Annotated in this window: 25 protein-coding genes and 1 pseudogene; 23 read left to right on the forward strand and 3 right to left on the reverse strand. The window is 65.5% G+C overall.

What is annotated here, in order from left to right:
- From mftD to mftG, 4 genes are all read left to right on the forward strand, one after another.
- The gene (gene mftD, locus ACZYZF_RS10095) at window positions 1–1,191 is read left to right on the forward strand and encodes a pre-mycofactocin synthase MftD (RefSeq protein WP_463745016.1); all 1,191 of its coding nucleotides are present in this window, start codon (window positions 1–3) and stop codon (window positions 1,189–1,191) included.
- 132 nt (window positions 1,192–1,323) lie between these two features.
- Complete coding sequence (gene mftE / locus ACZYZF_RS10100; protein WP_463745015.1) at window positions 1,324–2,067, forward strand: mycofactocin biosynthesis peptidyl-dipeptidase MftE; 744 nt, start codon at window positions 1,324–1,326, stop codon at window positions 2,065–2,067.
- On the forward strand, window positions 2,064–3,476 hold the full coding sequence (gene mftF / locus ACZYZF_RS10105) for a mycofactocin biosynthesis glycosyltransferase MftF (RefSeq protein WP_463835540.1): 1,413 nt from the start codon (window positions 2,064–2,066) through the stop codon (window positions 3,474–3,476). Before mftE ends, mftF begins: the two co-directional genes overlap by 4 nt.
- Window positions 3,477–3,482: 6 nt before the next feature.
- Complete coding sequence (gene mftG / locus ACZYZF_RS10110) at window positions 3,483–4,901, forward strand: mycofactocin dehydrogenase MftG (RefSeq protein ID WP_463835542.1); 1,419 nt, start codon at window positions 3,483–3,485, stop codon at window positions 4,899–4,901.
- Here mftG and ACZYZF_RS10115 read toward each other — a convergent pair.
- Window positions 4,831–6,462 (reverse strand): MFS transporter, encoded by a 1,632-nt coding sequence (locus ACZYZF_RS10115; protein ID WP_463745012.1) that lies wholly within the window; start codon window positions 6,460–6,462, stop codon window positions 4,831–4,833. The two genes, mftG and ACZYZF_RS10115, sit on opposite strands and share 71 nt — an antisense overlap.
- Before the next feature lie 85 nt (window positions 6,463–6,547).
- On the opposite strand from ACZYZF_RS10115, the gene ACZYZF_RS10120 reads away from it, so the two are divergent.
- Window positions 6,548–7,177: a TetR/AcrR family transcriptional regulator gene (locus tag ACZYZF_RS10120; RefSeq protein ID WP_463835543.1), complete on the forward strand. Its 630-nt coding sequence runs from the start codon at window positions 6,548–6,550 to the stop codon at window positions 7,175–7,177.
- Here the strand turns inward: ACZYZF_RS10120 and ACZYZF_RS10125 are convergent.
- Window positions 7,162–8,415 carry a cytochrome P450 gene (locus ACZYZF_RS10125; RefSeq protein WP_463745010.1) on the reverse strand — a complete coding sequence of 418 codons (1,254 nt, stop codon included), beginning with the start codon at window positions 8,413–8,415 and terminating at the stop codon, window positions 7,162–7,164. The genes ACZYZF_RS10120 and ACZYZF_RS10125 overlap by 16 nt on opposite strands.
- 107 nt (window positions 8,416–8,522) lie before the next feature.
- On the opposite strand from ACZYZF_RS10125, the gene ACZYZF_RS10130 reads away from it, so the two are divergent.
- Together ACZYZF_RS10130 and ACZYZF_RS10135 are read left to right on the forward strand one after the other, a co-directional pair.
- The gene (locus tag ACZYZF_RS10130) at window positions 8,523–10,148 is read left to right on the forward strand and encodes a carboxylesterase/lipase family protein (RefSeq protein WP_463835545.1); all 1,626 of its coding nucleotides are present in this window, start codon (window positions 8,523–8,525) and stop codon (window positions 10,146–10,148) included.
- A gap of 5 nt (window positions 10,149–10,153) precedes the next feature.
- On the forward strand, window positions 10,154–10,507 hold the full coding sequence (locus ACZYZF_RS10135; RefSeq protein WP_463745008.1) for a nuclear transport factor 2 family protein: 354 nt from the start codon (window positions 10,154–10,156) through the stop codon (window positions 10,505–10,507).
- Between the two features lie 64 nt (window positions 10,508–10,571).
- Here the strand turns inward: ACZYZF_RS10135 and ACZYZF_RS10140 are convergent, their stop codons facing one another.
- On the reverse strand, window positions 10,572–11,042 hold the full coding sequence (locus ACZYZF_RS10140; protein ID WP_463745007.1) for a hotdog fold domain-containing protein: 471 nt from the start codon (window positions 11,040–11,042) through the stop codon (window positions 10,572–10,574).
- Window positions 11,043–11,515: 473 nt separating this feature from the next.
- Here ACZYZF_RS10140 and rpsJ point away from each other — a divergent pair, with 473 nt between their 5' ends.
- The 16 genes and pseudogenes from rpsJ (at window position 11,516) to ACZYZF_RS10220 (ending at window position 24,700) form a co-directional block, all read left to right on the forward strand.
- Window positions 11,516–11,821: a 30S ribosomal protein S10 gene (rpsJ, locus tag ACZYZF_RS10145; RefSeq protein ID WP_003925843.1), complete on the forward strand. Its 306-nt coding sequence runs from the start codon at window positions 11,516–11,518 to the stop codon at window positions 11,819–11,821.
- A 14-nt stretch (window positions 11,822–11,835) separates the two neighbouring features.
- Window positions 11,836–12,486, forward strand: coding sequence for a 50S ribosomal protein L3 (gene rplC, locus ACZYZF_RS10150; protein ID WP_166902623.1), 651 nt, complete (start codon window positions 11,836–11,838; stop codon window positions 12,484–12,486).
- Entirely contained in the window at window positions 12,486–13,142 is a 657-nt protein-coding gene (gene rplD / locus ACZYZF_RS10155; RefSeq protein WP_463745006.1) for a 50S ribosomal protein L4, read from the forward strand. The genes rplC and rplD overlap by 1 nt, the downstream gene beginning before the upstream one ends.
- Complete coding sequence (gene rplW, locus ACZYZF_RS10160) at window positions 13,142–13,444, forward strand: 50S ribosomal protein L23 (protein WP_463745005.1); 303 nt, start codon at window positions 13,142–13,144, stop codon at window positions 13,442–13,444. The genes rplD and rplW overlap by 1 nt, the downstream gene beginning before the upstream one ends.
- A 29-nt stretch (window positions 13,445–13,473) precedes the next feature.
- Window positions 13,474–14,310 (forward strand): 50S ribosomal protein L2, encoded by an 837-nt coding sequence (gene rplB / locus ACZYZF_RS10165; protein ID WP_463745004.1) that lies wholly within the window; start codon window positions 13,474–13,476, stop codon window positions 14,308–14,310.
- A 21-nt stretch (window positions 14,311–14,331) separates the two neighbouring features.
- Window positions 14,332–14,613 carry a 30S ribosomal protein S19 gene (gene rpsS / locus ACZYZF_RS10170; RefSeq protein ID WP_044516135.1) on the forward strand — a complete coding sequence of 94 codons (282 nt, stop codon included), beginning with the start codon at window positions 14,332–14,334 and terminating at the stop codon, window positions 14,611–14,613.
- A pseudogene (gene rplV, locus ACZYZF_RS10175) lies at window positions 14,610–15,071 on the forward strand (50S ribosomal protein L22); the annotation flags it as partial. The gene rpsS and the pseudogene rplV, both read left to right, overlap by 4 nt.
- A gap of 14 nt (window positions 15,072–15,085) precedes the next feature.
- Window positions 15,086–15,928, forward strand: a complete 843-nt coding sequence (gene rpsC, locus ACZYZF_RS10180) for a 30S ribosomal protein S3 (RefSeq protein WP_463745003.1) — start codon at window positions 15,086–15,088, stop codon at window positions 15,926–15,928.
- Window positions 15,929–15,931: 3 nt separating this feature from the next.
- Complete coding sequence (rplP, locus tag ACZYZF_RS10185; protein ID WP_036441254.1) at window positions 15,932–16,348, forward strand: 50S ribosomal protein L16; 417 nt, start codon at window positions 15,932–15,934, stop codon at window positions 16,346–16,348.
- Window positions 16,348–16,581, forward strand: a complete 234-nt coding sequence (rpmC, locus tag ACZYZF_RS10190) for a 50S ribosomal protein L29 (RefSeq protein ID WP_055109978.1) — start codon at window positions 16,348–16,350, stop codon at window positions 16,579–16,581. The genes rplP and rpmC overlap by 1 nt, the downstream gene beginning before the upstream one ends.
- On the forward strand, window positions 16,581–16,877 hold the full coding sequence (gene rpsQ / locus ACZYZF_RS10195) for a 30S ribosomal protein S17 (protein WP_463745002.1): 297 nt from the start codon (window positions 16,581–16,583) through the stop codon (window positions 16,875–16,877). The genes rpmC and rpsQ overlap by 1 nt, the downstream gene beginning before the upstream one ends.
- Before the next feature lie 269 nt (window positions 16,878–17,146).
- A complete protein-coding gene (locus tag ACZYZF_RS10200) occupies window positions 17,147–18,886 on the forward strand; it encodes a GMC oxidoreductase (RefSeq protein ID WP_463835546.1) in 1,740 nt (579 codons plus the stop codon).
- Between the two features lie 25 nt (window positions 18,887–18,911).
- On the forward strand, window positions 18,912–19,232 hold the full coding sequence (locus ACZYZF_RS10205; RefSeq protein WP_463835547.1) for a Rieske (2Fe-2S) protein: 321 nt from the start codon (window positions 18,912–18,914) through the stop codon (window positions 19,230–19,232).
- Between the two features lie 182 nt (window positions 19,233–19,414).
- Window positions 19,415–21,496 (forward strand): alkyl/aryl-sulfatase, encoded by a 2,082-nt coding sequence (locus ACZYZF_RS10210; protein ID WP_463835548.1) that lies wholly within the window; start codon window positions 19,415–19,417, stop codon window positions 21,494–21,496.
- Between the two features lie 111 nt (window positions 21,497–21,607).
- Window positions 21,608–24,166 (forward strand): LuxR C-terminal-related transcriptional regulator, encoded by a 2,559-nt coding sequence (locus ACZYZF_RS10215; RefSeq protein ID WP_463835549.1) that lies wholly within the window; start codon window positions 21,608–21,610, stop codon window positions 24,164–24,166.
- Window positions 24,167–24,175: 9 nt separating this feature from the next.
- Complete coding sequence (locus ACZYZF_RS10220; protein ID WP_463835550.1) at window positions 24,176–24,700, forward strand: NUDIX hydrolase; 525 nt, start codon at window positions 24,176–24,178, stop codon at window positions 24,698–24,700.

Consider the following 24,700-nt stretch of genomic DNA (forward strand, 5'->3'; position numbering starts at 1 on the left):
ATGGCTCGTGATACCTGGTTCGAGACCGTCGCCATCGCTCAGCAGCGGGCGCGCAAGCGGCTGCCCAAGTCCGCCTACTCGTCGCTGATCTCTGCCAGCGAGAAGGGTGTGACGGTCTCCGACAACGTGGAGTCGTTCGCCGAACTCGGTTTCGCCCCGCATGTCCTCGGCGCCACCGAGAAGCGTGAGATGTCGACAACGGTCATGGGGCAAGACATTTCGATGCCCGTCATCATCTCGCCGACTGGCGTGCAGGCGATCGACCCCGACGGCGAGGTGGCCGTGGCCCGCGCGGCTGCGGCGCGCGGTACGGCCATGGGGCTGTCGTCGTTTGCCAGCAAGCCGATGGAAGAAGTCACCGCCGTCAACGACAAGGTCTTCTTCCAGATCTACTGGCTCGGGTCCCGCGACGAGATCGCCGAGCGGGTGCAGCGCGCGAAGGACGCAGGTGCGGTCGGCATGATCGCCACGACCGACTACAGCTTCAGCCACGGCCGCGACTGGGGTAGCCCGAAGATCCCGGAGCGAATGGATCTCAAGACCATGCTGCGGATGTCTCCGGAGGTGCTCACCAAGCCGCGTTGGCTGTGGAGCTTCGGCAAGCACCTTCGCCCGCCGGACCTGCGGGTGCCGAACCAGGGCCGGCGTGGCGAGCCGGGACCGGCGTTCTTCGACGCCTACGGGCAGTGGATGGGCACGCCGCCGCCGACCTGGGAGGACATCGCCTGGCTGCGCGAGCAGTGGGGCGGCCCGTTCCTGCTGAAGGGCATGGTGCGGGTCGACGACGCCAAACGTGCCGTGGACGCGGGTGTTTCGGCGATCACGGTGTCCAATCACGGTGGCAACAACCTGGACGGCACGCCGGCGGCGATCCGTTGCCTGCCTGCCATCGCCGACGCGGTGGGGGACCAGGTCGAGGTTTTGCTGGACGGCGGGATCCGACGCGGCAGCGATGTCGTGAAGGCCGTGGCGCTCGGCGCCCGGGCCGTCATGATCGGACGGGCCTACCTGTGGGGCCTGGCAGCCAACGGCCAGGCGGGTGTCGAGAACGTGCTGGACATTCTCAGCGGCGGCATCGACTCCGCGCTGCGTGGGTTGGGCAAGTCCTCGATCCACGACCTGACGCCCGACGACATTCTGGTCCCGGAGGGATTCACCCGAACCCTCGGTGTGCCGCGCGCGGGCGCCTGAGGGGCTTACCGTCACCCTAAGGTGCAGCGTGACAGGGGTGGCGGGAGGGACGTACGTGATGCCGATGGCGGGTGCCGGGAAAGCAAAGGCAAATCAATTGCTGCCTGTGCTCCAACAATTGGCGCACAGTAGGTGAATTCGGCCTACCATCGGCACGTGGCTTTCCCCAGCGGGCTCGGGAACTCAACGTCGAGACAGCTACGCAGCTTGTCGCCAATGTTGATCGTCCCAGTGGGCTCTACCGAGCAACATGGCCCGCACCTGCCCCTGGACACCGACACGCGTATCGCCGCCGCCGTGGCGCAGGCACTGCCCGACCACCTCGCCGGCGTATCGGCCGGTGACTGGGTGGTCGCGCCGGCCGTCCATTACGGCGCCAGTGGCGAGCACGAGGGGTTCCCAGGCACGGTGTCGATCGGCACCGCGGCCCTGCGATCGTTGCTGTTGGAGTACGGACGTTCTGCGTTGAACTGGGCGTCGCGACTGGTCTTCGTCAATGGTCACGGGGGGAATGTGGAGGCGCTGGCCGCTGCGGTGGCCCTGTTGCGCCGGGAGGGCCGCGACGTCGGCTGGGTTCCGTGCACGGCCGTGGGTGCCGATGCGCACGCGGGGCATACCGAAACATCTGTATTGCTACATATTTCGCCCGGCGATGTCTGGATCGATGAGCTGACTCCGGGCAACACCGCGCCACTGGCCGAGCTCATGCCGGCGATGCGCAGTGGCGGGATTGCTGCGGTCAGCGAAGCCGGCGTACTGGGTGATCCGACAACCGCCACAGCTGCCGAGGGGGAGCGTATCTTTGCTGAGATGGTCAACGGCTGCGCCGGCCGGATGCGGCGTTGGCAGCCGGACCGGAACGGATTGCTGACATGACCGGACCGAGGCTGCCCGACGGTTTCGCCGTGCAGGTGGATCGCCGGGTCAAGGTGCTCGGGGCCGGCGCGGCCCTACTCGGCGGGTCGCCGACCCGGTTGCTGCAGCTGGCTCCGATGGCGCAGACCATGCTCAACGGCGGCCGTCTGGAAGTGCACGACGCGCAGAGCGCGCAACTGGCCCGGACTTTGCTCGACGCCACGGTCGCGCATCCGCGCCCGCCGAGCGGGCCGTCGCACCGTGACGTCACGGTCATTGTTCCGGTGCGCGACAACGTATCCGGTCTGCATCGGCTGATCGCGGCGTTGCGGGGCCTTCGGGTGATCGTGGTGGACGACGGCTCGGCGGTTCCGGTCGCGCAATCAGAGTTCGCCGGCATGCACTGCGACGTGCAGGTCCTCCGGCACTTCCGTAGCAACGGTCCGGCGGCCGCCCGCAACACCGGCCTGGCCGCGACGGAGACCGATTTCGTGGCGTTCCTGGACTCCGATGTGGTGCCGCGGCGTGGGTGGCTGGAGGCATTGCTCGGACACTTCTGCGACCCGGCGGTGGCCCTGGTGGCGCCGCGCATCGTCGGGCTGCACACCGCCGACAACGTCGTCGCCCGGTACGAGGCCGTTCGTTCGTCGTTGGACCTCGGGTTGCGGGAGGCGCCGGTGGTGCCTTACGGCCCGGTGTCCTACGTACCGAGTGCTGCCATCATCTGCCGGCGCTCGGCGCTGGCCGCGGTGGGCGGATTCGACGAGACCATGCACTCCGGTGAGGATGTCGACCTGTGCTGGCGGCTGGTCGAAACCGGGGCCCGCCTGCGGTATGAACCGATCGCGCTGGTTGCTCATGATCACCGGACGGATCTGCGAGAGTGGTTCAACCGCAAGGCTTTCTACGGTACGTCGGCGGCACCGTTGACCGTCCGGCATCCGGGCAAGACCGCCCCGGTGGTGATCTCCGGGTGGACGCTGATGGTGTGGCTGCTCCTGGCCATGGGGTCGTGTTTCGGGTACCTCGGCTCGGTGGTGATCGCGATCTTCACCGGCCGGCGGATCGCACGGTCCCTCAGCAACGTCGATACCGAACCCACCGAGGTCGCCGCGGTGACCGCGCGCGGGCTGTGGTCGGCGGCCCTCCAGTTGTGTTCGGCGATCTGTCGGCACTACTGGCCGGTCGCCCTGGTTGCCGCCCTGATGTTCCGGCGGGCCAGACACGCGGTGCTGGTGGCCGCGGTGCTCGACGGCGTGGTCGACTGGGCGACCCGGCGCGGCAATGCCGACGACGACACCAAACCCGTCGGTCTGCTGACCCACATCCTGCTCAAGCGTCTGGACGATCTCGCCTACGGGATCGGCTTGTGGACCGGTGTGGTGCGGGAACGTCAGCTGGGCGCGCTCAAGCCGCAGCTGCGGAGCTAACGCGAGTTGGAGCGCGATGTCCTGATCGTCGGTGCCGGAAGCGCCGGATCAATTCTGGCTGAACGGCTTTCCGTCGATCCCAGCTGTCGGGTCACGATCGTGGAGGCTGGTCCGGCGCCGAGTGACCCGCGGGTGGCGGCACAGATCACCGATGCCCTGCGGCTGCCGATCGGAGCCGCGAGCTCGGTGGTCCGGCACTATGCATCGGTGTTGACCGACAACCCGCCGCGGCACACCGAGATCATGCGGGGGTCGGTGGTGGGTGGCTCCGGAGCGGTCAACGGTGGGTACTTCTGCCGGGGGTTGCCGAGCGACTTCGAGCGGTGGGGCGTGCCCGGGTGGAGCTGGGACGATGTGCTGCCGCATTTCCGCGCCATCGAGACCGACCTGGATTTCGGCACCGCCCTGCACGGGGACGGCGGGCCGATAACCGTCCGTCGGGTACGTGAATTCGACGGTTGCACAGCATCATTCGTCGATGCGGCGACCAGTGCCGGATTCGGCTGGATCGACGACCTCAACGGTTCGGACGTTCCGTTGCCGCTGCCGCCGGGCGTGGGTGCCGTTCCGCTGAACATCAACGGCGGCAACAGGGTTGGGCCGGGTGGCGCCTACCTGCAGCCCGCCCTGGGCCGGCCGAATCTCCGGCTGGTGACCGACACCCGAGTCGGCCGCGTGCTGTTCCGTGCGAATCGGGCTGTCGGGGTGCGGTGCGACAACGGGTCGGTTCTCAGTGCTGATCGAATCATCCTGTGTTCCGGGGCAATCGGATCAGCGCACCTGCTGCTGTTGTCCGGTATCGGGCCGGCGGCCGAGCTTGAGGCTCTCGGCATCAAGGTGGTCTCCGGCCTACCGGTCGGCATGCACACCGTGGACCATCCGGAATGGGTGCTACCTGTCTCCTGGGCGCCGACGCACGACCTGCCGCCGTTGGAGGCCGTGCTCACCACTGCCGATGGTATCGAGGTACGTCCCTACACTGCCGGCTTCGCGGCCATGGTGCACGGGCCCGGGCATGACCCCGCCGAACTTCCGCACTTGGGGGTGGCGCTGATGCGTCCGCACTCGCGGGGCCGGGTCCGGTTGGCGTCAGCCGACCCAAAGGTGGCGCCGGTCATCGAGCACCGCTATGACACCGTGGCCGAGGATGTGGACGCTTTGCGTCAAGGCGCCGAACTGGCTCGCGAATTGGTCTGTCACACAGCTGAAGTCGGTGATGCGTCGTGGTCGACATCGCAGCATCTGGCCGGCACCGCGCCGATGGGGACGGGGGCTGAGGCGGTACTCGACCCGACCTGCCGGGTGCTGGGGGTCGAGGGGTTGTGGGTGGTGGACGGGTCGATCATGCCGGCCATCACCAGTCGCGGCCCGCACGCGACCATTGCCATGATCGGTCATCGGGCTGCGGAGTTTCTCGCGACCTGAGCCGCCGGATGGCCCGGAGCTGCTCACCGTCGCGGCCCGGCGCCCAGATCCCGACGAACACCGCGGCCACTGCCAGCACCACCGCCATCACCAGCAGGGCTGAGTTGGTCGCGTCCAGGAATGCCTGCTTGGCGAGCGTGCCGACCGCCGTGCCCTGCGGACCAAGTTGCCCTGCCACCGCGAGTGCCTCGGCCAGCGAGCTGAGTATGGGCTCGCGTATCTCGGCGGGTAGGCCGGTCAGCTTGGGCCCCAGGTGATTCTGGTACTGGGCGGCCAGGATGGACCCGGCCACCGCGATGCCGAGGGCGGCACCGACTTCCCGGGTGGTGTCGTTGACCGCGGACGCCACGCCCTGTTTCTCGTCGGGGACCGCGCCCATGATGGCCGATGTCGTTGGTGCAGTGCACAGGCCGATGCCTGTGCTGATGATCAGCAGTGGCCAGGTGTAGTCGAGATAGCCGGAGTCGAGCTGCAGCAGCCGCATGCACGACAGGCCCGCGGCGATCACCAGAAGCCCGATCGTCACGCACAGACGCAAGCCCAGCCGCGGCAGATAGAGGTGCGTGGTGGCGCCCAGGAGAAGCACGGGAATCATCAATGGACAGAGGGCGATTGCCGTCTGAATCGGGCTGTATCCCATGACCAGCTGGATGTACTGCATGCTGACGAAGAAGTAGCCGAAGTTCGCGAAGAACAGGAACGTGACGCCCACCGCGCCGGTGGCGAAGTCGGGTTTTCTGAACAGCCGGACGTCGAGCAGCGGGTAGCGGCGTCTGAGTTGCACGAACGCGAACGCAACCGCGAGGCCGATTCCGCCGGTCATACAGCCCCACACCATCGGGTGCGTCCAGCCCCGCACCGGGGCTTCGACCACCCCGAGCACGAAGGTCGCCACCGCCGCGCCGATCAGTACCGCGCCGATCCAGTCCAGCGGCGCGGCATCCTCATCCCGGGAGGAGGACACGGTGCAAGTCAGGATGAACAACCCGACCCCGGCGAGTGCGAAGGTCGCAAAGATGGATTGCCAGGGCCAGAAGTGCAGCAACCCACCGGTGATCAGGAAGCCGAAGACGGCTCCCGATCCGACAACGCCGGCCCAGATCCCAACTGCCTTGTTGCGCTCGGACTTTGGAAACGCAGCGGTCAGCAGCGACAGGGTGGCCGGCATGATGAAGGCGGCACCGGCCCCGGCCACGGCACGGGAAGCGATCAGTTGGACGGGGTCGTCGAACAGCATCGGTGCCGCCGAGGCGACGACGAAGACCGCAAGGCCGGTCAGTAGGGCGCCGCGTCTGCCGTAGCGGTCCCCGATCGCGCCCGCGGGCAGGAGTAGGCAGGCCAGCACCAGGGTGTACCCGTCGATCACCCACGTGAGTTGGGCCTGGGTGGCGGCGGTCTCGCGGGCGATGTCGGGCAGCGCGGCGTTGAGGGCCACCATTGACGCGATCACGATGGAGACGTCCATACAAGCCACGGCGAGCAGCCAGTACCGCTGCCGGATCGACAGATATGCCAGGCCCGCATCTATATCCTGGCCAGAATCGACGAGGGTGTCAGACACGCTGGGCACCTCCTGCGTCGATGAAGTTTCGAGACTAACAGTCTTGGAGCGAGACGGTAAGTCTGTTTTCTGGAGGTGTTGGCGAATGACTGCCGAAAGCGGTGACCCGCGTCCGGCCCGGTCCCGGGCCCGGTTGCTCGAAGCGGCGACGTCCTTGTTGCGGTCAGGCGGTCCGAGTGCGGTCACGGTCGACGCGGTCACCCGCGCCGCGAATGTGGCCAGGGCGACGTTGTACCGGCACTTCCCGAGCGGAAATGACTTGTTGGCCGCGGCATTTCGGGCTCTCATCCCGGCTGCGCCGATGCCGCCGGGGGACGGGCCGCTGCGTGAGCGGCTGATCGCCCTGGTTCAGGCGCAGGCCGACTCGATCGCCGAGGCGCCGATCAGCATCACCGCGATGTCATGGTTGGCGCTCGGCGGCGACATGGAACAGCTGCCGTGGCGGACGGACGACAGTGCCGAGGTACGGACCTTGCGTGAACGGGTGGCCGAGCAGTACGCCCTACCGTTCGAGGCGATCTTCGACAGCCCCGAGGCCGTTGTCGAGCTCGGCGACGTCGATCGCACGCAGGCCGCCGCACTGCTGCTGGGTCCGATCGTATTGGGCAAGCTCAGCACGCTGTCGGAATTCGACTACACCACCTGCGTGCGGGCCGCGGTGGACGGGTTCCTGGCCACCCACCGGCGGTCAGAACAGTCTCAGCGCAGCGAGTAACGAATCGGCAGGTGCTTGAGTCCGCCGACGAACGTGGTCGCGGAAAGCTCTGGTGTTCCGGCCAATTCGATGGAGTCCAGGCGGCTCAGCAGCTCGGTGAACAAGCTGTTCATCTCCATCCGGGCCAGTGCCGCGCCCAGGCAGAAGTGCACGCCGTATCCGAAAGCCAGGTGCTTGTTCGGGTCACGCCCGACGTCGAAGCGGTGCGGGTGGTCGAAGACCTCCTCGTCACGATTGCCCGAAGCGTAGGCCAGATAGACGGATTCGCCCTTGGCGATCGGCACGCCGCGCACCGTGGTGTCGGCGGTGGCGGTTCGCATGAACTCCTTGACCGGGGTGGACCACCGGATCATCTCTTCGACTGCGCTGCCCATCAACTCGGGCTGTGCGCGCAGCCGGGCCAACTGGTCGGGATTCTCGATGAGCGCGTGGAGTCCGCCCGAGATCGCGTCCTTGGTGGTGTCGTGGCCGGCGCTGGCGACGATGACGTAGTACGACGCGGTGTCGACGTCGGTCAGCGGCTCCCCGTCGATGGTGCCGTTGGCGATCGCCGACGCCAGGTCCTCGGTCGGGTTCGCGCGGCGCGATGCGGTCAGCGCGGAGAAGTATGCGAAGAAGTCCATCAGGACGGCGAGCTGGTCCTCCAGTGAGCCGCCGTCGCGCTTGTACTCGTCGTCGTCGCCGCCGAACATCTCCTGGGTCAGCATGTGCATCCGCGAGAAGTCCTCTTCGGGGAGCCCGAGCAGGGACATGATCACGTAGAGCGGGAAGTCGACGGCGATCGCGGTGACGAAATCGCACTCGGGACCGATATCCCGCATCTTGTCGACATAGCGTTTGGCGAGCTCGTCGACGCGAACCTTGAGCGCCCGCATTGCCTTGGGGCGGAACCAATCTGCCCCGATGGCCCGCACCTTGCGGTGGTGGGGGTCGTCCATGTGGATCAGCGTGCGCAGGCCCATCCCGGCCTCGAGCTGCTGTTTGGCCAGATCGTCGGCGGCGGCGGTGGCCAGGAGTGGCCGGGGCTCGCTGATGAAGAGTTCGTTGTCCCGCTCGACGGCCATGATGTCGGCGTGCTTGGTGATCGCCCAGAACGGTCGGTAGGGCCGGTTGTCCACCCATGCCACCGGATTGTTGGCGCGCAGGTGGGTCAGCGCGGTGTGCAGGCGCGCGTCGTCGGCGTAAGCCGTCGGATCGGCGAGCACCTTCGCGGCGTCATCCATCGTCGGCGCGCTCATCGAGACTCCTCACTGCCGGGGATTTGACGGGTGTCAATTACCACCATATGTGATCGGCGCCACGCAAGGGAGCAGATTTTGTCGATCGGCCCCGTACGCTCGCAGCCATGCGGTCTGGGCGTCGCGTCGTCGCGTTGCTGGCAGTGCTGGTGATGCTGGTGGGAGGCTGTGCACGGGGTGGCGGTCAGGCGGTGACGCCCGGTCATCCGGCCGATCATGCGCCGGGCCAAGCGCAGGGGCTGGACCCGGCGGTCGTCCGGACCGTAGCCGGAACCCTGCGCGGCACAGTGGCATCCGACCACCGGCTCTTCGCCGGGGTGCCGTATGCCGCCGCCCCGGTGGGGCCGATGCGGTTCTCCGCGCCGGCGCCCGCACCGGGATGGCCGGGGGAGCGCGACGCCACCCGGCCCGGTCCGCGCTGCATCCAGGACCCCGATTCAGATCCCGAACGCGGGGCCAACGCCGCCGAGGACTGCCTGAGTCTGAACGTCTGGACGCCGCCGGTCTCGGATGCGTTGCGCCCCGTGATGGTGTGGATCCACGGCGGCGCGTTCGTGGGCGGCAGCGGCGATATCTATGACGCGGGCCGGTTGGCCGCGCACGGCGGCATCGTGGTGGTGACGATCAATTACCGTCTCGGCACGCTGGGGTTCCTGGCCCACCCGGCCCTTGGGGTCTCCGGTGACATCGGCAACTACGGCCTGGCCGACCAGCAGGCGGCACTGCGGTGGGTGCGCGACAACATCTCCGACTTCGGCGGCGATCCGGAAAAGGTCACCGTCGCCGGTGAATCCGCGGGTGGCATGTCGGTGTGCGACCATCTGGTGTCGCCGGGTTCGGCGGGATTGTTCCGAGCTGCGATCCTGATGAGCGCGCCGTGCCATGCGCAGGCCGACATAGCCACGGCGACCCGACGCTCGCTCGATTACGCAGCCGCCGCCGGATGCCCCGATCTCGTGGTGGCCGCCAACTGCCTGCGTGGACTGCCGGTGGACAGCCTGCGAAAACCAGTGTGGTACTTCAATATCGGCAGTGACGAGCTGACCGGTCCGGTCACCGGATCGGCCTTGGTGCCTCAGGCCCCGTTGGCGGCATTCGGATCTGACCGCGCCGATCGGGTGCCGGTGCTGATCGGTACCACCCGTGATGAGTTCACGCTGTTCGTGGCGTTGCGCTATCTGCGTCAAGGCCAGCGCTACGTCGTGGGGGACTACCCGCGACTCCTGTCCGAGACCTTCGGCGCCGACGCCGCAGCCGTCGGTGCCTCCTATCCGATCGATCGGTACGGCGGTGTGGCACAGGCGTATTCGGCGGCCGTCACCGACGGTGACTTCGCGTGTGTCTCGGAGCGGATGGCCGGTGAACTGTCCCGCGCCGGGCCCGTCTACGCCTACGAGTTCAACGACCGCTCCGCGCCGGCGCCGGAGGTTCTGCGAACGCTGCCCTTCCCGGTCGGAGCCAGTCACTCGTTGGAGCTTCGCTATCTGTTCGACGTGGGCGGGGCGCCTCCGTTGGACCCGGCGCAGCAACGCCTCTCGGACCAGATGATCGACTACTGGAGCGCTTTCGTGCGCACCGGTGATCCCGCGGCCGACGGTCAGCCGGGGTGGCCCGAATTCGACGGCGCCGGAACACCGCCCCGAATGTCGTTGCAGGCCGACGGCAGTCGCGTCGACAATGGCTACGCACATGAGCATCAATGCCCGTTCTGGGCCGGGCTGAGGGGTAAGTGAACTCGATGGCGACACCGGATCCACATGCATTCGCCGAGGAATGGGTGAAGGCGTGGAACGCGCACGACGTGGAGGCGGTGCTGGCGCATTTCCGCGACGACGTGGTGTTCAGTTCGCCGGTCGCAGCGCGCGTCTTCCCGGAGACCGGGGGCGTGGTGCACGGTAAGGACGCATTACGCCATTACTGGACCACGGCGTTGGCCGGCATGCCGGATCTGCATTTCGAGGTGCTTGCGACATACCGTGGCGAGTCGGCCCTGGTGATCCACTACCGCAATCAGAACGGCGGTTTGGTCAACGAGGTGCTGTTGTTCGACGGTGCACTGGTGCGCGAAGGGCACGGCACCTATTTGGACTAGTGCCGACGGTGCGCTCAGATCGCGGTTTCGGCGCAAATCACGATCTGAGTGCACGCTCGGTGAACTAGGCGGGCGTCACCCAGGTGGTGATGTCGGCGTGCACCACTTCGACGCCATGGCGGTCGGTGATGCTGACCGGCACCACGATGTCGGTGCCTTCGGCGAGGGTGCCGAAATCCGGCGGGATGAGCTCGGCCCGGGCCCGCAGCGATGTGGTGGCCTTGGCGAGGTACTGCACGTTCATCGCCTTGGGAATCCAGCGGTGCGTCGTCGGCACGGTGGCCTCCATCAGCATGCCCATCGCCATCTCGGCGGCATTGCACGACGCGATGGCATGCACGGTGTGCAGGTGGTTGTAGACGTAGAACCACTTCGGCACGGTCACCTCGGCCAGGCCGGGCTCCATGCGGACGACGTGCGGCAGGATCGACGCGAAGTAGGGCACCCGGGCCATGGCCGCCGCCGAGAACAGGTAGGTGCCCAGTGGCTTGCCGGACAACTGCTGCCAAGCGCGGTACGTGGAGGTGACGGTCACCGCGCCTACCTTACTCATAAGTAAGATAGGCATACGCGCAGCGCCGGAGCACCCAGATTGAAGTGAGGGATGAGCCCGGCCCAGATTTGTCCCTGAGTGCAATCTCGGCGCCGATCGGGGCGGCGTGCATGCACGCCCCCGACCTGCTCGATCGTGGATTTGGAGCACGCCAGGTTCTAAGGCATACTGTTCGGGTTGCCTTGCGCCGGGTATTTCCTGGCCGGGCATACGACCGGCGCCCCCACGGGCGCATCCGGTCCCAACACTAGATCGCGACTGATTTCCAGGGCGAGAAAGTGTGCGCGAGGGCGACACGCCCGACCGCGGGGGTCGGTGGACCACAGACAGGTAAACAGCGGCGGCAAATTCTCGGCGCACCCGCGCCGAGGCACCAGGCCCGACGGGTTTCGGTGGGTTTTTCCCATCGAGTTCCGATACGGCCGGCCGATGTACGAAGTAGAGGTAGGAGAAGCGTGGCGGGACAGAAGATCCGCATCAGGCTCAAGGCCTACGACCATGAGGCCATTGATGCCTCGGCGCGCAAGATCGTCGAGACGGTCACCCGTACCGGTGCCAGCGTGGTGGGCCCCGTGCCGTTGCCGACCGAGAAGAACATTTACTGCGTCATTCGGTCGCCGCATAAGTACAAGGACTCGCGGGAGCATTTCGAAATGCGCACCCACAAGCGACTGATCGACATCCTCGACCCGACGCCGAAGACGGTTGACGCGCTCATGCGCATCGATCTGCCGGCAAGTGTCGACGTCAACATCCAGTAGGAGACCCGAGAAAAATGGCTAGAAAAGGCATTTTGGGCACCAAGCTGGGCATGACGCAGGTGTTCGACGAGAACAACAAAGTCGTCCCGGTGACGGTCGTCAAGGCCGGCCCCAACGTGGTGACCCTTATCCGCACCCCCGAGCGCGACGGCTACAGCGCCGTGCAGCTCGCCTATGGCGAGATCAGCCCGCGCAAGGTCAACAAGCCCGTCACCGGTCAGTACGCCGCCGCGGGTGTCAACCCGCGCCGCCACCTGGCTGAGCTTCGGGTCGACGAGGCTGCTGCCGCCGAGTACGAGGTGGGCCAGGAGCTGACCGCCGAGATCTTCGCCGACGGTGCTTTCGTCGACGTGACCGGCACCAGCAAGGGCAAGGGCTTCGCCGGCACGATGAAGCGTCACGGCTTCGCCGGCCAGGGCGCCAGCCACGGCGCACAGGCAGTGCACCGTCGCCCCGGCTCCATCGGTGGCTGTGCCACCCCGGGCCGCGTGTTCAAGGGCACCCGGATGTCGGGCCGCATGGGCCACGACCGGGTGACCACGCAGAACCTCAAGGTTCACAAGGTCGATGCCGAGAACGGCGTGCTGTTGATCAAGGGCGCAATCCCCGGACGCAACGGTGGTCTGGTGGTTGTCCGCAGCGCAATCAAGCGAGGCGAGAAGTAATGACTCTCAAAATTGATGTGAAGACTCCGTCCGGCAAGACCGACGGCAGCGTCGAGCTGCCCGCGGCGCTGTTCGACGTCGAGCCCAACATCGCTCTGATGCATCAGGTCGTCAACGCGCAGTTGGCCGCCAAGCGCCAGGGCACGCACTCGACGAAGACCCGCGCCCAGGTCTCCGGTGGCGGCAAGAAGCCGTACCGGCAGAAGGGCACCGGCCGGGCTCGTCAGGGCTCGACCCGCGCACCGCAGTTCACCGGTGGTGGCGTCGTGCACGGCCCGCAGCCGCGCGACTACAGCCAGCGGACCCCGAAGAAGATGATCGCTGCCGCCCTGCGCGGTGCGCTGTCGGACCGGGCCCGCAATGAGCGCATCCACGCGATCACCGAACTGGTCGAAGGTCAGACCCCGTCCACCAAGAGCGCAAAGTCGTTCCTTGGGGCGATCACCGACCGCCGCAAGGTGCTCGTGATCATCGGCCGGACCGACGAGGTGGGCGCCCGTAGCGTTCGCAACCTGCCTGGTGTGCATGTGATCTCGCCGGATCAGCTGAACACCTACGACGTGCTCAATGCCGACGACCTGGTGTTCAGCGTCGAGGCGCTGAACGCGTACATCTCAGCGAGCACCAAGGACCAAAAAGAAGGAGCGTCGGTCTGATGGCAACGATTACAGACCCCCGCGACATCATCCTGGCCCCGGTCATCTCGGAGAAGTCGTACGGGCTGATCGAGGACAACGTGTACACGTTCGTCGTGCACCCGGACTCGAACAAGACGCAGATCAAGATCGCCGTCGAGAAGATCTTCGGCGTCAAGGTGAGTTCGGTGAACACCGCCAACCGACAGGGCAAGCGCAAGCGCACCCGCTCGGGCTTCGGTAAGCGCAAGGACACCAAGCGCGCCATCGTCACTCTGGCCGCCGGCAGCAAGCCGATCGAACTGTTCGGAGCCCCGGCGTAAGCGCCGGGAACTAAGAGGATTTAACTGATATGGGAATTCGCAAGTACAAGCCGACGACCCCGGGTCGTCGCGGTGCCAGCGTCTCCGATTTCGCCGAGATCACTCGTTCGACTCCGGAGAAATCGCTGATTCGCCCGCTGCACGGCAAGGGTGGTCGTAACGCTCACGGCCGGATCACCACCCGGCACAAGGGTGGCGGCCACAAGCGTGCCTACCGCGTCATCGACTTCCGTCGCCATGACAAGGACGGCGTCAACGCCAAGGTCGCGCACATCGAGTACGACCCCAACCGCACCGCGAACATCGCGCTGCTTCACTTCCTGGACGGCGAGAAGCGCTACATCATCGCGCCGCAGGGTCTGAAGCAGGGCGACGTGATCGAGCAGGGTCCCAACGCCGACATCAAGCCGGGTAACAACCTGCCGCTGCGCAACATCCCCGCCGGTACCGTGATCCACGCTGTGGAGTTGCGGCCCGGTGGCGGTGCGAAGCTCGGCCGCTCGGCCGGTGTCAGCATCCAGTTGCTGGGTAAGGAAGGCAGCTACGCCTCGCTGCGTATGCCGTCCGGTGAGATCCGTCGCGTCGATGTGCGCTGCCGCGCCACCGTCGGCGAGGTCGGCAACAAGGAGCAGGCCAACATCAACTGGGGTAAGGCCGGCCGTATGCGGTGGAAGGGCAAGCGCCCGACCGTCCGTGGTGTCGTGATGAACCCGGTTGACCACCCGCACGGTGGTGGTGAAGGCAAGACCTCCGGTGGCCGCCATCCGGTCAGCCCGTGGGGCAAGCCCGAGGGCCGCACCCGCAAGCCCAACAAGCCGAGCGACAAGCTCATCGTCCGTCGCCGGCGCACCGGCAAGAAGCGCTAGGCAGCGGAAGGAGTAGCAGCGATGCCTCGTAGTCTGAAAAAGGGTCCGTTCGTCGATGACCATCTTCTCAAGAAGGTCGACGTTCAGAACGACAAGAACACCAAGCAGGTCATCAAGACCTGGTCACGTCGGTCGACCATCCTCCCCGACTTCATCGGGCATACCTTTGCGGTGCATGACGGCCGTAAGCATGTCCCGGTGTTCGTCACCGAGGCGATGGTCGGGCACAAGCTTGGCGAATTCGCCCCGACGCGCACCTTCAAGGGTCACATCAAGGACGACCGGAAGAGCAAGCGGCGATGAGTACCACAGTCATTGAATATCCGTCCGCGACAGCGAAGGCGCGCTTCGTGCGTGTCTCGGCCAGCAAGGCCCGCCGCGTCATCGATCTGGTCCGTGGCAAGAGCGTCGAGGAAGCCCTCGACATCTTGCGGTGGGCACCGCAGGCTGCCAGCGAGCCGGTCGCCAAGGTGATCGCGAGCGCTGCCGCCAACGCGCAGAACAACGAGGGCCTGGACCCGACGACCCTGGTGGTCGCCACTGTCACCGCTGACGAGGGTCCGACCGCCAAGCGCATCCGCCCGCGCGCCCAGGGGCGTGCGTTCCGGATCCGCAAGCGCACGAGCCACATCACGGTGATCGTGGAAAGCAGGCCGCCCAAGAGCAACGGAGGTGCGCGCGGCTCTTCGACGGGTTCGGCACGCAGCCGTCGTGCGCAGGGCAGCAAGGCTTCCGCCGCGAAGGGCACGGCCGAGACGAAGGGAGGCTCGGAGTAGTGGGCCAGAAAATCAATCCCCATGGTTTCCGCCTCGGTATCACGACCGAGTGGAAGTCCCGGTGGTACGCCGACAAGCAGTACAAGGACTACGTGAAGGAAGACGTCGCCATCCGGCGTCTGCTGGCCACTGGTCTTGAGCGCGCCGGTATCGCCGACGTGGAGATCGAACGGACTCGCGACAGAGTTCGAGTCGACATCCACACCGCGCGTCCCGGCATCGTCATCGGTCGCCGCGGCACCGAGGCCGACCGCATCCGCGCCGACCTGGAGAAGCTGACCAAGAAGCAGGTTCAGCTCAACATCCTCGAGGTGAAGAACCCTGAGTCGACGGCACAGCTCGTCGCCCAGGGCGTCGCCGAGCAGCTGAGCAACCGTGTGGCGTTCCGTCGCGCGATGCGCAAGGCGATCCAGTCGGCGATGCGTCAGCCCAACGTGAAGGGCATCCGGGTGCAGTGCTCGGGCCGCCTCGGCGGTGCTGAGATGAGCCGCTCGGAGTTCTACCGCGAGGGTCGGGTTCCGCTGCACACGCTGCGCGCGGACATCGACTACGGCCTGTACGAGGCCAAGACCACCTTCGGCCGGATCGGCGTGAAGGTCTGGATCTACAAGGGCGACATCGTCGGTGGCAAGCGTGAGCTGACCGCCGCCGCGCCGGCCGCAGACCGGCCGCGTCGTGAGCGTCCGTCGGGCACCCGGCCGCGTCGTAGCGGTTCTTCGGGCACCACGGCGACGAGCACTGAGGCGGGACGCGCTGCGACGGGTGACGATACCGCTGCAGCCACAACTCAGCCGGCCGCCGCTGTCGAGGCTGCGCCGGCCGCTGAGAGCACGGAGAGCTAAATCATGCTGATTCCCCGTAAGGTCAAGCACCGCAAGCAGCATCACCCGCGCCAGCGTGGCATCGCCAGCGGTGGTACGTCGGTGAGCTTCGGTGACTACGGCATCCAGGCCCTCGGCCACGCCTACATCACCAACCGGCAGATCGAGTCCGCTCGTATCGCCATCAACCGGCACATCAAGCGTGGCGGCAAGGTCTGGATCAACATCTTCCCGGACCGCCCGCTGACCAAGAAGCCCGCCGAGACCCGCATGGGTTCCGGTAAGGGTTCGCCGGAGTGGTGGATCGCCAACGTCAAGCCGGGTCGCATTTTGTTCGAGATCAGCTACCCGGACGAGAAGATCGCCAAGGAAGCACTGACTCGCGCAATCCACAAGCTGCCGATCAAGGCACGCATCGTGAGTCGAGAGGAGCAGTTCTGATGGCAGTGGGAACTACGCCTGGTGAGCTGCGTGAACTGTCCGACACCGAGTTGACGGCGAAGCTGCGCGAGTCCAAGGAAGAGCTGTTCAACCTGCGCTTCCAGATGGCGACCGGTCAGCTGGCCAACAACCGTCGGCTGCGCGTCGTGCGCCAGGAGATTGCACGGGTCTACACCGTGCTGCGTGAACGTGAGTTGGGTCTGGCATCCGGACCTGTTGGTGAGGATTCGTAATGGCAGAAACTAAGGGCCCCAGGCACACGCCGGCCACCGAGACACCGCGTGGTCGTCGCAAGACCGCCATCGGCTACGTGGTCAGCGATAAGATGCAGAAGACCATCGTGGTCGAGCTGGAAGATCGTAAGAGCCACCCGCTCTACGGCAAGATCATCCGGACCACCAAGAAGGTCAAGGCGCACGACGAGAACGGCGACGCCGGCATCGGCGATCGCGTCTCGTTGATGGAGACCCGGCCGACGTCGGCCACCAAGCGGTGGCGGCTGGTCGAGGTGTTGGAAAAAGCGAAGTAGCGAAGGCTCCTTCTCCCTCCTCCGCGCGAGCAGACAGAAAAGTGCCCCAAACCTTCGGGTTTGGGGCACTTTTGCGTCTGGTGGGCAGCGAGGTCGGCGTAAGCGATATTGATTATTTCCTCACCTTTTTCGGGTGAGGGAATTGATTATGTCAACCATTTTGCAAATGCGACAATATTGTCAATTGTGTAGTTGGCGTTCCATTCTCGTACTACGGTCGGACCCGTTCGCGAATTTTTCCCGGCACGGCCAGCTACGTGAAGGTGAACATGACCGACTCAGGCAGGCATTACGACGTCATCGTCATAGGCTCCGGATTCGGTGGAAGTGTCGCCGCAATGCGTGCCGCCGAAAAGGGTTACCGCGTTGCGGTGATGGAGTCCGGCAAACGCTGGCCCGATGAAGCGATCGCCAAGACCAGCTGGAACATGCGTAAGTTCCTGTGGCAGCCAGAGTTCGAGATGTTTGGCGTCCAGCGCATCGAGGTACTCGACGACGTGCTGATCCTGTCCGGCGCCGGAGTCGGTGGTGGTTCACACGTGTACGCGAACACGCTGTACGTGCCGCCGAGGCGATTCTTCAACGCCCCGGAGTGGTCCGGAATCACCGATTGGGCTGACGAACTGGCGCCCTACATCGACCAGGCGCGACGCATGTTCGGCGTGGTCCGGGTGCCGTACCTGCCCACCGACGTCGACCGGCATATGCAGCAGGTGGCCGACGACATGGGGATCGGGCACACCTTCAACCGGGCGCCCGTCGGCGTCTACTTCGGCACTCCCGACGAAGAAGCCGACGACCCGTACTTCGGCGGTGTCGGGCCCCGTCGCAGGGGGTGTGTGAACTGCGGCGACTGCATGATCGGCTGTGGGCGTAACGCCAAGAACAAGTTGACGGTCAACTATCTCTATCTGGCCGAGAAGCTCGGCGCCGTCGTTCACGAACTGCACGAGGTTTACGAGATCGATGAGCTGGTCGGCGGAGGATTCGAGGTACTGACGCGCCATCCCGGATGGGGCCATCGTGCGGCGCGGTCGCAGCGCCGGCGTTACACGGCCGACCAGGTGATCGTGGCGGCCCACGCCTACGGCACGGCCAAGCTTCTGCTGCACATGCAGCACGACGGCAAGCTGCGAGGGATGTCCAGTCACCTCGGCCAACGTGCGCGCACCAACTCCGAGCAGCTGCTGAGCGTCAACCGCACCTACGGTGAATGGAAGAAGGACCCGGAGAAGATCCACATCACGCCCGGGGCGGTGTCGATCACCTCGGGCGTCTGGCCCGACGAGATGACCAGTATCGAGCCGGTCTATTACGGCGTCGGAAGCAACCTCATGGCGTTGCTCTTCAACCATCACCACATCGGCGACCAGAAGCACCCGACCCTCAATCTGTTCAAGGAACTCTTCACACATCCTAGAAATGTGTTGGGCGGCGCTGATCCTCGGCACTGGTCCGAGCGGATGGCAGTTCTGTTGTGCATGCAGGCCGACGACACATCGCTGAATTTGTACTGGAAGAACGGCATGTTGCGCAGTCGTAAGGGGAGCGAGAAGTCGCCACCGGTGCACATTCCGGTAGTCGAGGAGTATGCCGACCGGCTCGCCAAACAGATGGGCTGCGACCAGTATGCGCTGATGTTCGAATCGCTCAACCGCACCGCGTCAGCACATTTCATCGGCGGCATGCCCATCGGCGACACCGCCGAACAGGGCGCTGTCGACCCGTACCAACGGGTTTTCGGTCAGCCGGGGCTACACATCCTCGACGGCAGCGTGATGCCGTCCAATCCCGGAGTGAACCCATCGCTGACCATCACGGCGATGGCCGAGCGGGCAATGTCGTTCTGGCCCAACAAGGGTGAGGAGGATCTGCGGCCGCCGCTGGGATCGGGTTACCAGCGGCTGTCGGCGACGATGCCGCACCGACCGCTGGTGCCGGCCGGTGCACCAGGTGAACTCCGACTGGACGCCCGCAATCAGGACGTCATTCCCGATTACCCGTACTGAGCGCCCGAGAACCTGCGAGGTCACGATGACGATACCGACGACACGGCGGCTCGGCGCCGCAGATCAACTGCCCGAGGGCTCGGTGAACCCGTACTACCTCGAAGACCGCAAGTGGCGGGTATCGGTGGCGCGGGTCGAAGGGAAGCTCTACGCCTTCGACGATCTGTGTACTCACGAGGCGTGTCCGCTGTCGGCAGGAATGCTGACCGGGACCGTCATTCTGTGCCAGTGCCACGGGTGCCGCTATGACGTGACCACCGGATCGGTGCTCAACGGCCCCGCGGTGCTACCCCTGACGACTTACCCGGTCAACGAAACGGACGGTGTGATCAACATTTCCGGCTGAATATCGAACCCGTGCAACGGGTGGTGGTGACACAACGGATGTCGGAGAGCCGATATCCGTTCGCCTGCTGCGGAATTGGTTATGCGGAGAATGGCGGTCACCATTCGGACTTGACGTGGCGAACTGGATCGGTCCGGTGTTTTGCACGCAAATCGGCTGGGATGTCGGCATAATTGGCCCGCATGGATCCCAATTCGAAGCCATATCAAGCCGATAAGCCTCACGAATTGCGTGCACAACTGCCGCGGCGCAGGATGCTGGGCGGACTGGCCGTAGCCGGCGTCGCGACCACGCTGATCGCCGCATGTGACGACAACTCCGGCGGCGGATCTTCCGGTGGCAATGGCGGAGTCAAGACCGACAACAGCGTCAAAGGTGCCTCCGAGGCGACCAAGGCGGCCAACCAGAAGCTGGCCGACACGCTGCCGTTCAACGACAAAGCCGACTTCGAGGACGCCAAGCGCGGCCTCATCGCCAAGCCTGACACGCTGACCATCAAGGGCGCCGACGGCAACGTCATCTGGGACATGGAGGAGTACAAGAAGTACATCGCCGACGACAAGCCCGCGCCTGACACCGTCAATCCCAGCCTGTGGCGCAATGCCCAGCTGAACATGCAGTACGGCTTGTTCGAGGTGGTACCCGACCGGATCTATCAGGTCCGCGGTTACGACCTGTCGAACATCACCTTCGTCAAGGGCGATACTGGATGGATCGTGATCGATACGTTGATCTCGCCGGAAACCGCCAAAGCCGGCCTGGATCTGGCGAACGAGAAACTCGGTGCCCGACCGATCGTGGCGGTGATACACAGCCACTCACACACCGACCACTACGGCGGCGTTCGTGGCATCATCTCCCAGGCCGACGTCGATTCCGGCAAGGTGAAAGTCATTGCACCCCAGGCCTTCGTCGAGGATGCGGTCAGCGAGAACGTCATCGCCGGCAATGCCATGTCGCGACGTGCCGTGTACATGTACGGTGCACTGTTGCCGCGCAGTCCGCAGGGCGGTGTGAACGCCGGTCTCGGCCAGACTATTTCGACCGGTGTGCCGACGCTGATCATCCCGACCGACATCATCAGTACCACCGGCACGAAGATGACCATCGATGGCGTCGACATGGAATTCCAGATGACCCCGGGCACCGAGGCGCCCACCGAGATGAACACCTTCTTCCCCCAGTTCAAAGCCATGTGGATGGCCGAAAACACCACCAACACCATGCACAACCTGCTGACCCTGCGCGGCGCCCAGGTACGCGATGCCCGCATCTGGGCCAAGTTCCTCGACGAGACGATCCGGACCTACGGCCCCAACACAGAGGTGAAGTTCCAGAGTCACCACTGGCCCAAGTGGGGCAACGCCAACATCATCGATTACTGGAAGCGTCAGCGTGACATGTACAAGTACATGCACGACCAGTCGGTGAGGCTGATGAACCAGGGTCTGGTGGGCTCCGAGATCGCCGAGGAACTCCAATTCCCGCCCGAGATCAACAACTACTGGCCCGACCGCGGCTACTACGGCACTCTGAAGCACAACTCCCGGGCGGTCTACCAGCGTTACATGGGTTGGTACGACGGCAACCCGTCCGACCTCGACGATCTGCCGCCCGAGCCGGCGGCCAAGAAGTACGTCGATTACATGGGTGGTGAGGACGCCGTCCTGGAGAAGGCCAAGGCCGACTTCGACAAGGGCGAATACCGCTGGACGGCGATGGTGCTCAAACAGGTGGTGTTCGCCAACCCGAACAACGCCAACGCCAAGAACCTGCTTGCCGACAGTTACGAGCAGATGGGCTATCAGGCCGAGTCGGGGCCGTGGCGCGCGGTGTATCTGCAGGGTGCCCATGAATTGCGCAATGGCGTGCCGGATGCCGGCGGTACCGACACCGCAAGTCCGGACACCATCAATGCCATGCCGCCGGAGATGATGTTCGACTACCTGAGCGTGCGACTCAACGGCCAGAAGGCTGCGGGCAAGAAGATCACGCTCAACGTCGATTTCACCGATCTGAAGAAGCAGTATGTGCTCACCGTGGAGAACGGCGTGCTGAACTATGCGGACGCTCCCGTTCCCAACGCCGACGCCAGCCTCAAGCTGACCAAGGCGACCATGAACGAGATTCAGATGGGCAAGCTCAAACTCAACGAGGGGATCGACCAGAACAAAGTCACCCTCGACGGCAATCGCCAAGCAGTGGACGACTTTGTGGGCATGCTCGATACTTTCCCGTTCTGGTTCAACATCGTCACCCCATAGGGGCCACAATGGTGTGCCGGCTCTGCACACAGAGCCGGCACACCATTGTCGGTTCGGACGATCGAGTAGGAAACGCTGTTGCAACCGTCCGGAACATCCGGGATGCACCCGGTGCCGTGGTTTCTCGCCACCACGCCGTCGTCGAACCCGGACATGCTGCAGCGCGGGGCGATCGCGAGCAGGATCGACGAGTACCTGGACCGCAAGCGGGCGGTCCTGGTAGGCGCTCCGTCGGGGTTCGGCAAGACGGTCGCGGTGTCACAGTGGGCCGCAGGGCGCCACAGTGAGCGACCGGGTTCCGTGGCGTGGCTGACGCTGACCGACCGGATGAGCGACCGGACCGATGTGCTGCGCGGGGTGTTGACCGCACTGTTGAACACCGCACGCGATACCGGCGACAGCTCGCTGGAGCAGTCCTTGTCAGGGGCATTCGATTCGGCGACCTACGATGCGGCCGTTGCAGCGCTCATGTCGATCGATCCCGGCCGGTACGTGACCATCGTGATCGACGACTTCCAGTTTGCCCGGTCAGTGTGGGGCGACGACGAAGTGGTGGAGCTGGTTGAGAACGGGCCGCAATGGCTGCAGTTCGTCCTGGTCACGACCGACCCGGTGAGTCCGGCCTGGGCGCGGGTTCGGGTCCATGACAAGGCGGCGGTGATCGGCGCGACAGAACTGGTCTTCACCCGTGGCGACATGCAGACGTTGGTGGCCGCATCCGGTGCCGCAGCGCAGCCAGAAGACATCGATCGGATCATGACAGCCACCGCCGGGTGGCCCGGCGCGGTTCGCCTCATCCTGGTCAGCGGAGACGATGCTCCGACGTTTACCGTCGACGCTGACCTCACCGAGTACATCGACACGGCGGTGCTGGCCCGGATACGACCGGATCTGGCCGAATTCGCGCTCAAAGCCACGGTGTGCCCACGGGTCGACGAGCACCTGGCCCGCGCACTCTCCGGCCGTCCGGACAGCGGCGCCTTGCTCAACGACTGCGTCGCCGCGGGGCTGTTCATCGAGCGCATCGGGTCCGGCGAAAGCGCAGTCTTTCAATGGCATTCGATCTTCGTCAGGCACTGCCAGGAGATCCAGAGGCGCCGGGATCCCAAGGAGTGGAAGCGGCTCAACCGGTTGGCGGCGGTGGAGCTCGCGCAGCGCTATCCGTTGGAGGCGGTCGAGCTCGCGGTCGTGGGTGAGGACGCATTCGGGCACGAGATCGTCGCTGACCATTGGCTTGAGCTGCTGCTTCAATCACGTTCCACGGCACTCGATCTGGCCTGCCTCCGGCTCATCGAAGCCTTTGGTGAGAACCCCGAGACGTTGATGATCCGGTCCAGCTGTCGAGCCATGGCCGGCGACGACGTCACGGCAGCGCTGTTGTTCAACCGCGCCGAGAGGATGACCGCACAGGCGGCGTCACCGGAACGGCTCGACTTCATCGCCGATCTCACTGCGTTGTTGATCTCTGACGACCGCGAGGTGATGGACCGTGCCGCCGGCCGCGTCCAGGCCGCGCTGGCCGACCGTGACGTGGTGGCGCCGCGCATCTACGCGTGCGCGCTGTTCGTTCTCGGCTGGGCGGATTCGCGGATACGTCGAAGCCCGACCCGTGGTTCGGAGTTTCTGGAGGCGGCGGTGCACGAGTGCGCGGCTCTCGGGCTTCAGGAGGTGGCTCACCGGGCAAGGCAGAGCCTCGCTTTCGCCCTGGCGCACTCGGGCGAGTTGGGCCAGGCACAGCAGGCACTGCAACTGGCCGTGTCGTCGGGTGAATCCACTCCCGAGCTGTGGCTGTCGCACGACGGTGACGGTATCGAGCGATTCACCGCCGGCTGGATTCGCTTCTGGCATGGTGAGATCGCCTCGGCGGTCGAGGATTTGATCCCGTCGAGTGGCACCGTCGGTGTCGGGTACCCCGACACGTCACGGATGTTCCTGGCATTCAGCGCGGCGACCCTGCGCGAAAACGGTGTGCTCGCCGCCGCCGAGGCCGCCGTGGCCCGCATGCCCGACGCCGACACCCATGGCGTGCCGTGGGTCAGTTACAAGACGGCGAGTCGTGCCCGCCTGGCCGAGGCGCGGGGGGAGCATGACCTCGCGCTGGACCTCGCCGCGAGTGTGGTTGGTTCCCAACATGTTCCGATGGTGTCGGCGGTCATGTCCGGGATGTGCCGTCGGCTGGGCGCGCTCGACCTCGCCGACCGCCTGGCTCACCAGGCCCTCGAGCCGCAGCTGCCGGGGTATATCGCTGCGTACGCGCTGTACACGTTGGCGTTGTTGGATTGGCAGCATGGGCAGGCCGAGCAGGCGCACCAGCGGATGGAAGAGATGTTGACCGTGGCGTGCCCGGAGCATGTGCGGTACCAGTTCGTCGACAACCCCGACGCTGTCTGCAAAGAACTGCTGGCAGCTCACCGGTCGTACACCGCATACCCCGATTTCGTCGAGGAAGCCCTGCTGACGGGTGAGCATCACCGACCGGATTCTGGTGCGGCACGCCTGACACCGCGTGAACGGCAGATCCTGGCTTTCCTGAGGACCGCTATGACGATGCAGCAGATCGCCGAGAGGATGTCCATCTCGGTCAACACACTCAAGACCCACCAGCGCGCCATCTACCGCAAGCTCGGTGCTACCAACCGCCGGGAAGCCATCAGCCGGGCGGCCCGCTAACGTGAAGCGGTGACCGACGAACTCGTCACTGTCTATGACGCCGACGGCAATGCGGTTGGCGCGGCGCCGCGTTCACGTGTCTACGCCGAGGGTCTCTGGCACGCCAGCGCCGGAGTGCTGGTGCGTTCTGTGGACGGGGCGCGCATCTACGTCCACCGTCGCACCATGACCAAGGCGGTGTTCGCCGGCATGTACGACTGCCTGGCCGGCGGGGTCGTCGACCCGGGGGAGACGCCCGCAGAGGCGGCAACCCGGGAATCGGCCGAGGAACTCGGCATCAGCGGTGCACCGCTGATGCCGCTGGCCTCGGTGGCCTGGGACGGGCGCTGGGATGGGAAACCGCTGCGCTGTCACCTGTTTGCGTTCGAGGCTCGCTGGGACGGCTTGATCCGCCATCAACCCGAAGAGATCGTGGACGGCTGGTGGTGGACCGATGAGGAACTCGCCGCGCATCTGGCCGACCCGGCCTGGCCGTTCGTGCCCGACACCCGGGTGCTGATCCCTGCGCTGCTGCGCTTACGTCAACACCCTTGA

This window comes from Mycobacterium sp. IDUB_24 (assembly GCF_055419385.1).

Coding starts and splice junctions, on each gene's coding strand:
- rplW (WP_463745005.1), top strand. CDS start 13,142: ATGGCAACGATTACAGACCCCCGCGACATCATCCTGGCCCCGGTCATC.
- ACZYZF_RS10125 (WP_463745010.1), bottom strand. CDS start 8,415: ATGAGCGCGCCGACGATGGATGACGCCGCGAAGGTGCTCGCCGATCCG.
- rpsQ (WP_463745002.1), top strand. CDS start 16,581: ATGGCAGAAACTAAGGGCCCCAGGCACACGCCGGCCACCGAGACACCG.
- rplD (WP_463745006.1), top strand. CDS start 12,486: ATGACTCTCAAAATTGATGTGAAGACTCCGTCCGGCAAGACCGACGGC.
- rplC (WP_166902623.1), top strand. CDS start 11,836: ATGGCTAGAAAAGGCATTTTGGGCACCAAGCTGGGCATGACGCAGGTG.
- ACZYZF_RS10135 (WP_463745008.1), top strand. CDS start 10,154: ATGGCGACACCGGATCCACATGCATTCGCCGAGGAATGGGTGAAGGCG.
- ACZYZF_RS10205 (WP_463835547.1), top strand. CDS start 18,912: ATGACGATACCGACGACACGGCGGCTCGGCGCCGCAGATCAACTGCCC.
- ACZYZF_RS10200 (WP_463835546.1), top strand. CDS start 17,147: ATGACCGACTCAGGCAGGCATTACGACGTCATCGTCATAGGCTCCGGA.
- rpmC (WP_055109978.1), top strand. CDS start 16,348: ATGGCAGTGGGAACTACGCCTGGTGAGCTGCGTGAACTGTCCGACACC.
- ACZYZF_RS10120 (WP_463835543.1), top strand. CDS start 6,548: ATGACTGCCGAAAGCGGTGACCCGCGTCCGGCCCGGTCCCGGGCCCGG.
- mftF (WP_463835540.1), top strand. CDS start 2,064: ATGACCGGACCGAGGCTGCCCGACGGTTTCGCCGTGCAGGTGGATCGC.
- rplP (WP_036441254.1), top strand. CDS start 15,932: ATGCTGATTCCCCGTAAGGTCAAGCACCGCAAGCAGCATCACCCGCGC.
- rpsS (WP_044516135.1), top strand. CDS start 14,332: ATGCCTCGTAGTCTGAAAAAGGGTCCGTTCGTCGATGACCATCTTCTC.
- ACZYZF_RS10210 (WP_463835548.1), top strand. CDS start 19,415: ATGGATCCCAATTCGAAGCCATATCAAGCCGATAAGCCTCACGAATTG.
- rplB (WP_463745004.1), top strand. CDS start 13,474: ATGGGAATTCGCAAGTACAAGCCGACGACCCCGGGTCGTCGCGGTGCC.
- mftD (WP_463745016.1), top strand. CDS start 1: ATGGCTCGTGATACCTGGTTCGAGACCGTCGCCATCGCTCAGCAGCGG.
- ACZYZF_RS10130 (WP_463835545.1), top strand. CDS start 8,523: ATGCGGTCTGGGCGTCGCGTCGTCGCGTTGCTGGCAGTGCTGGTGATG.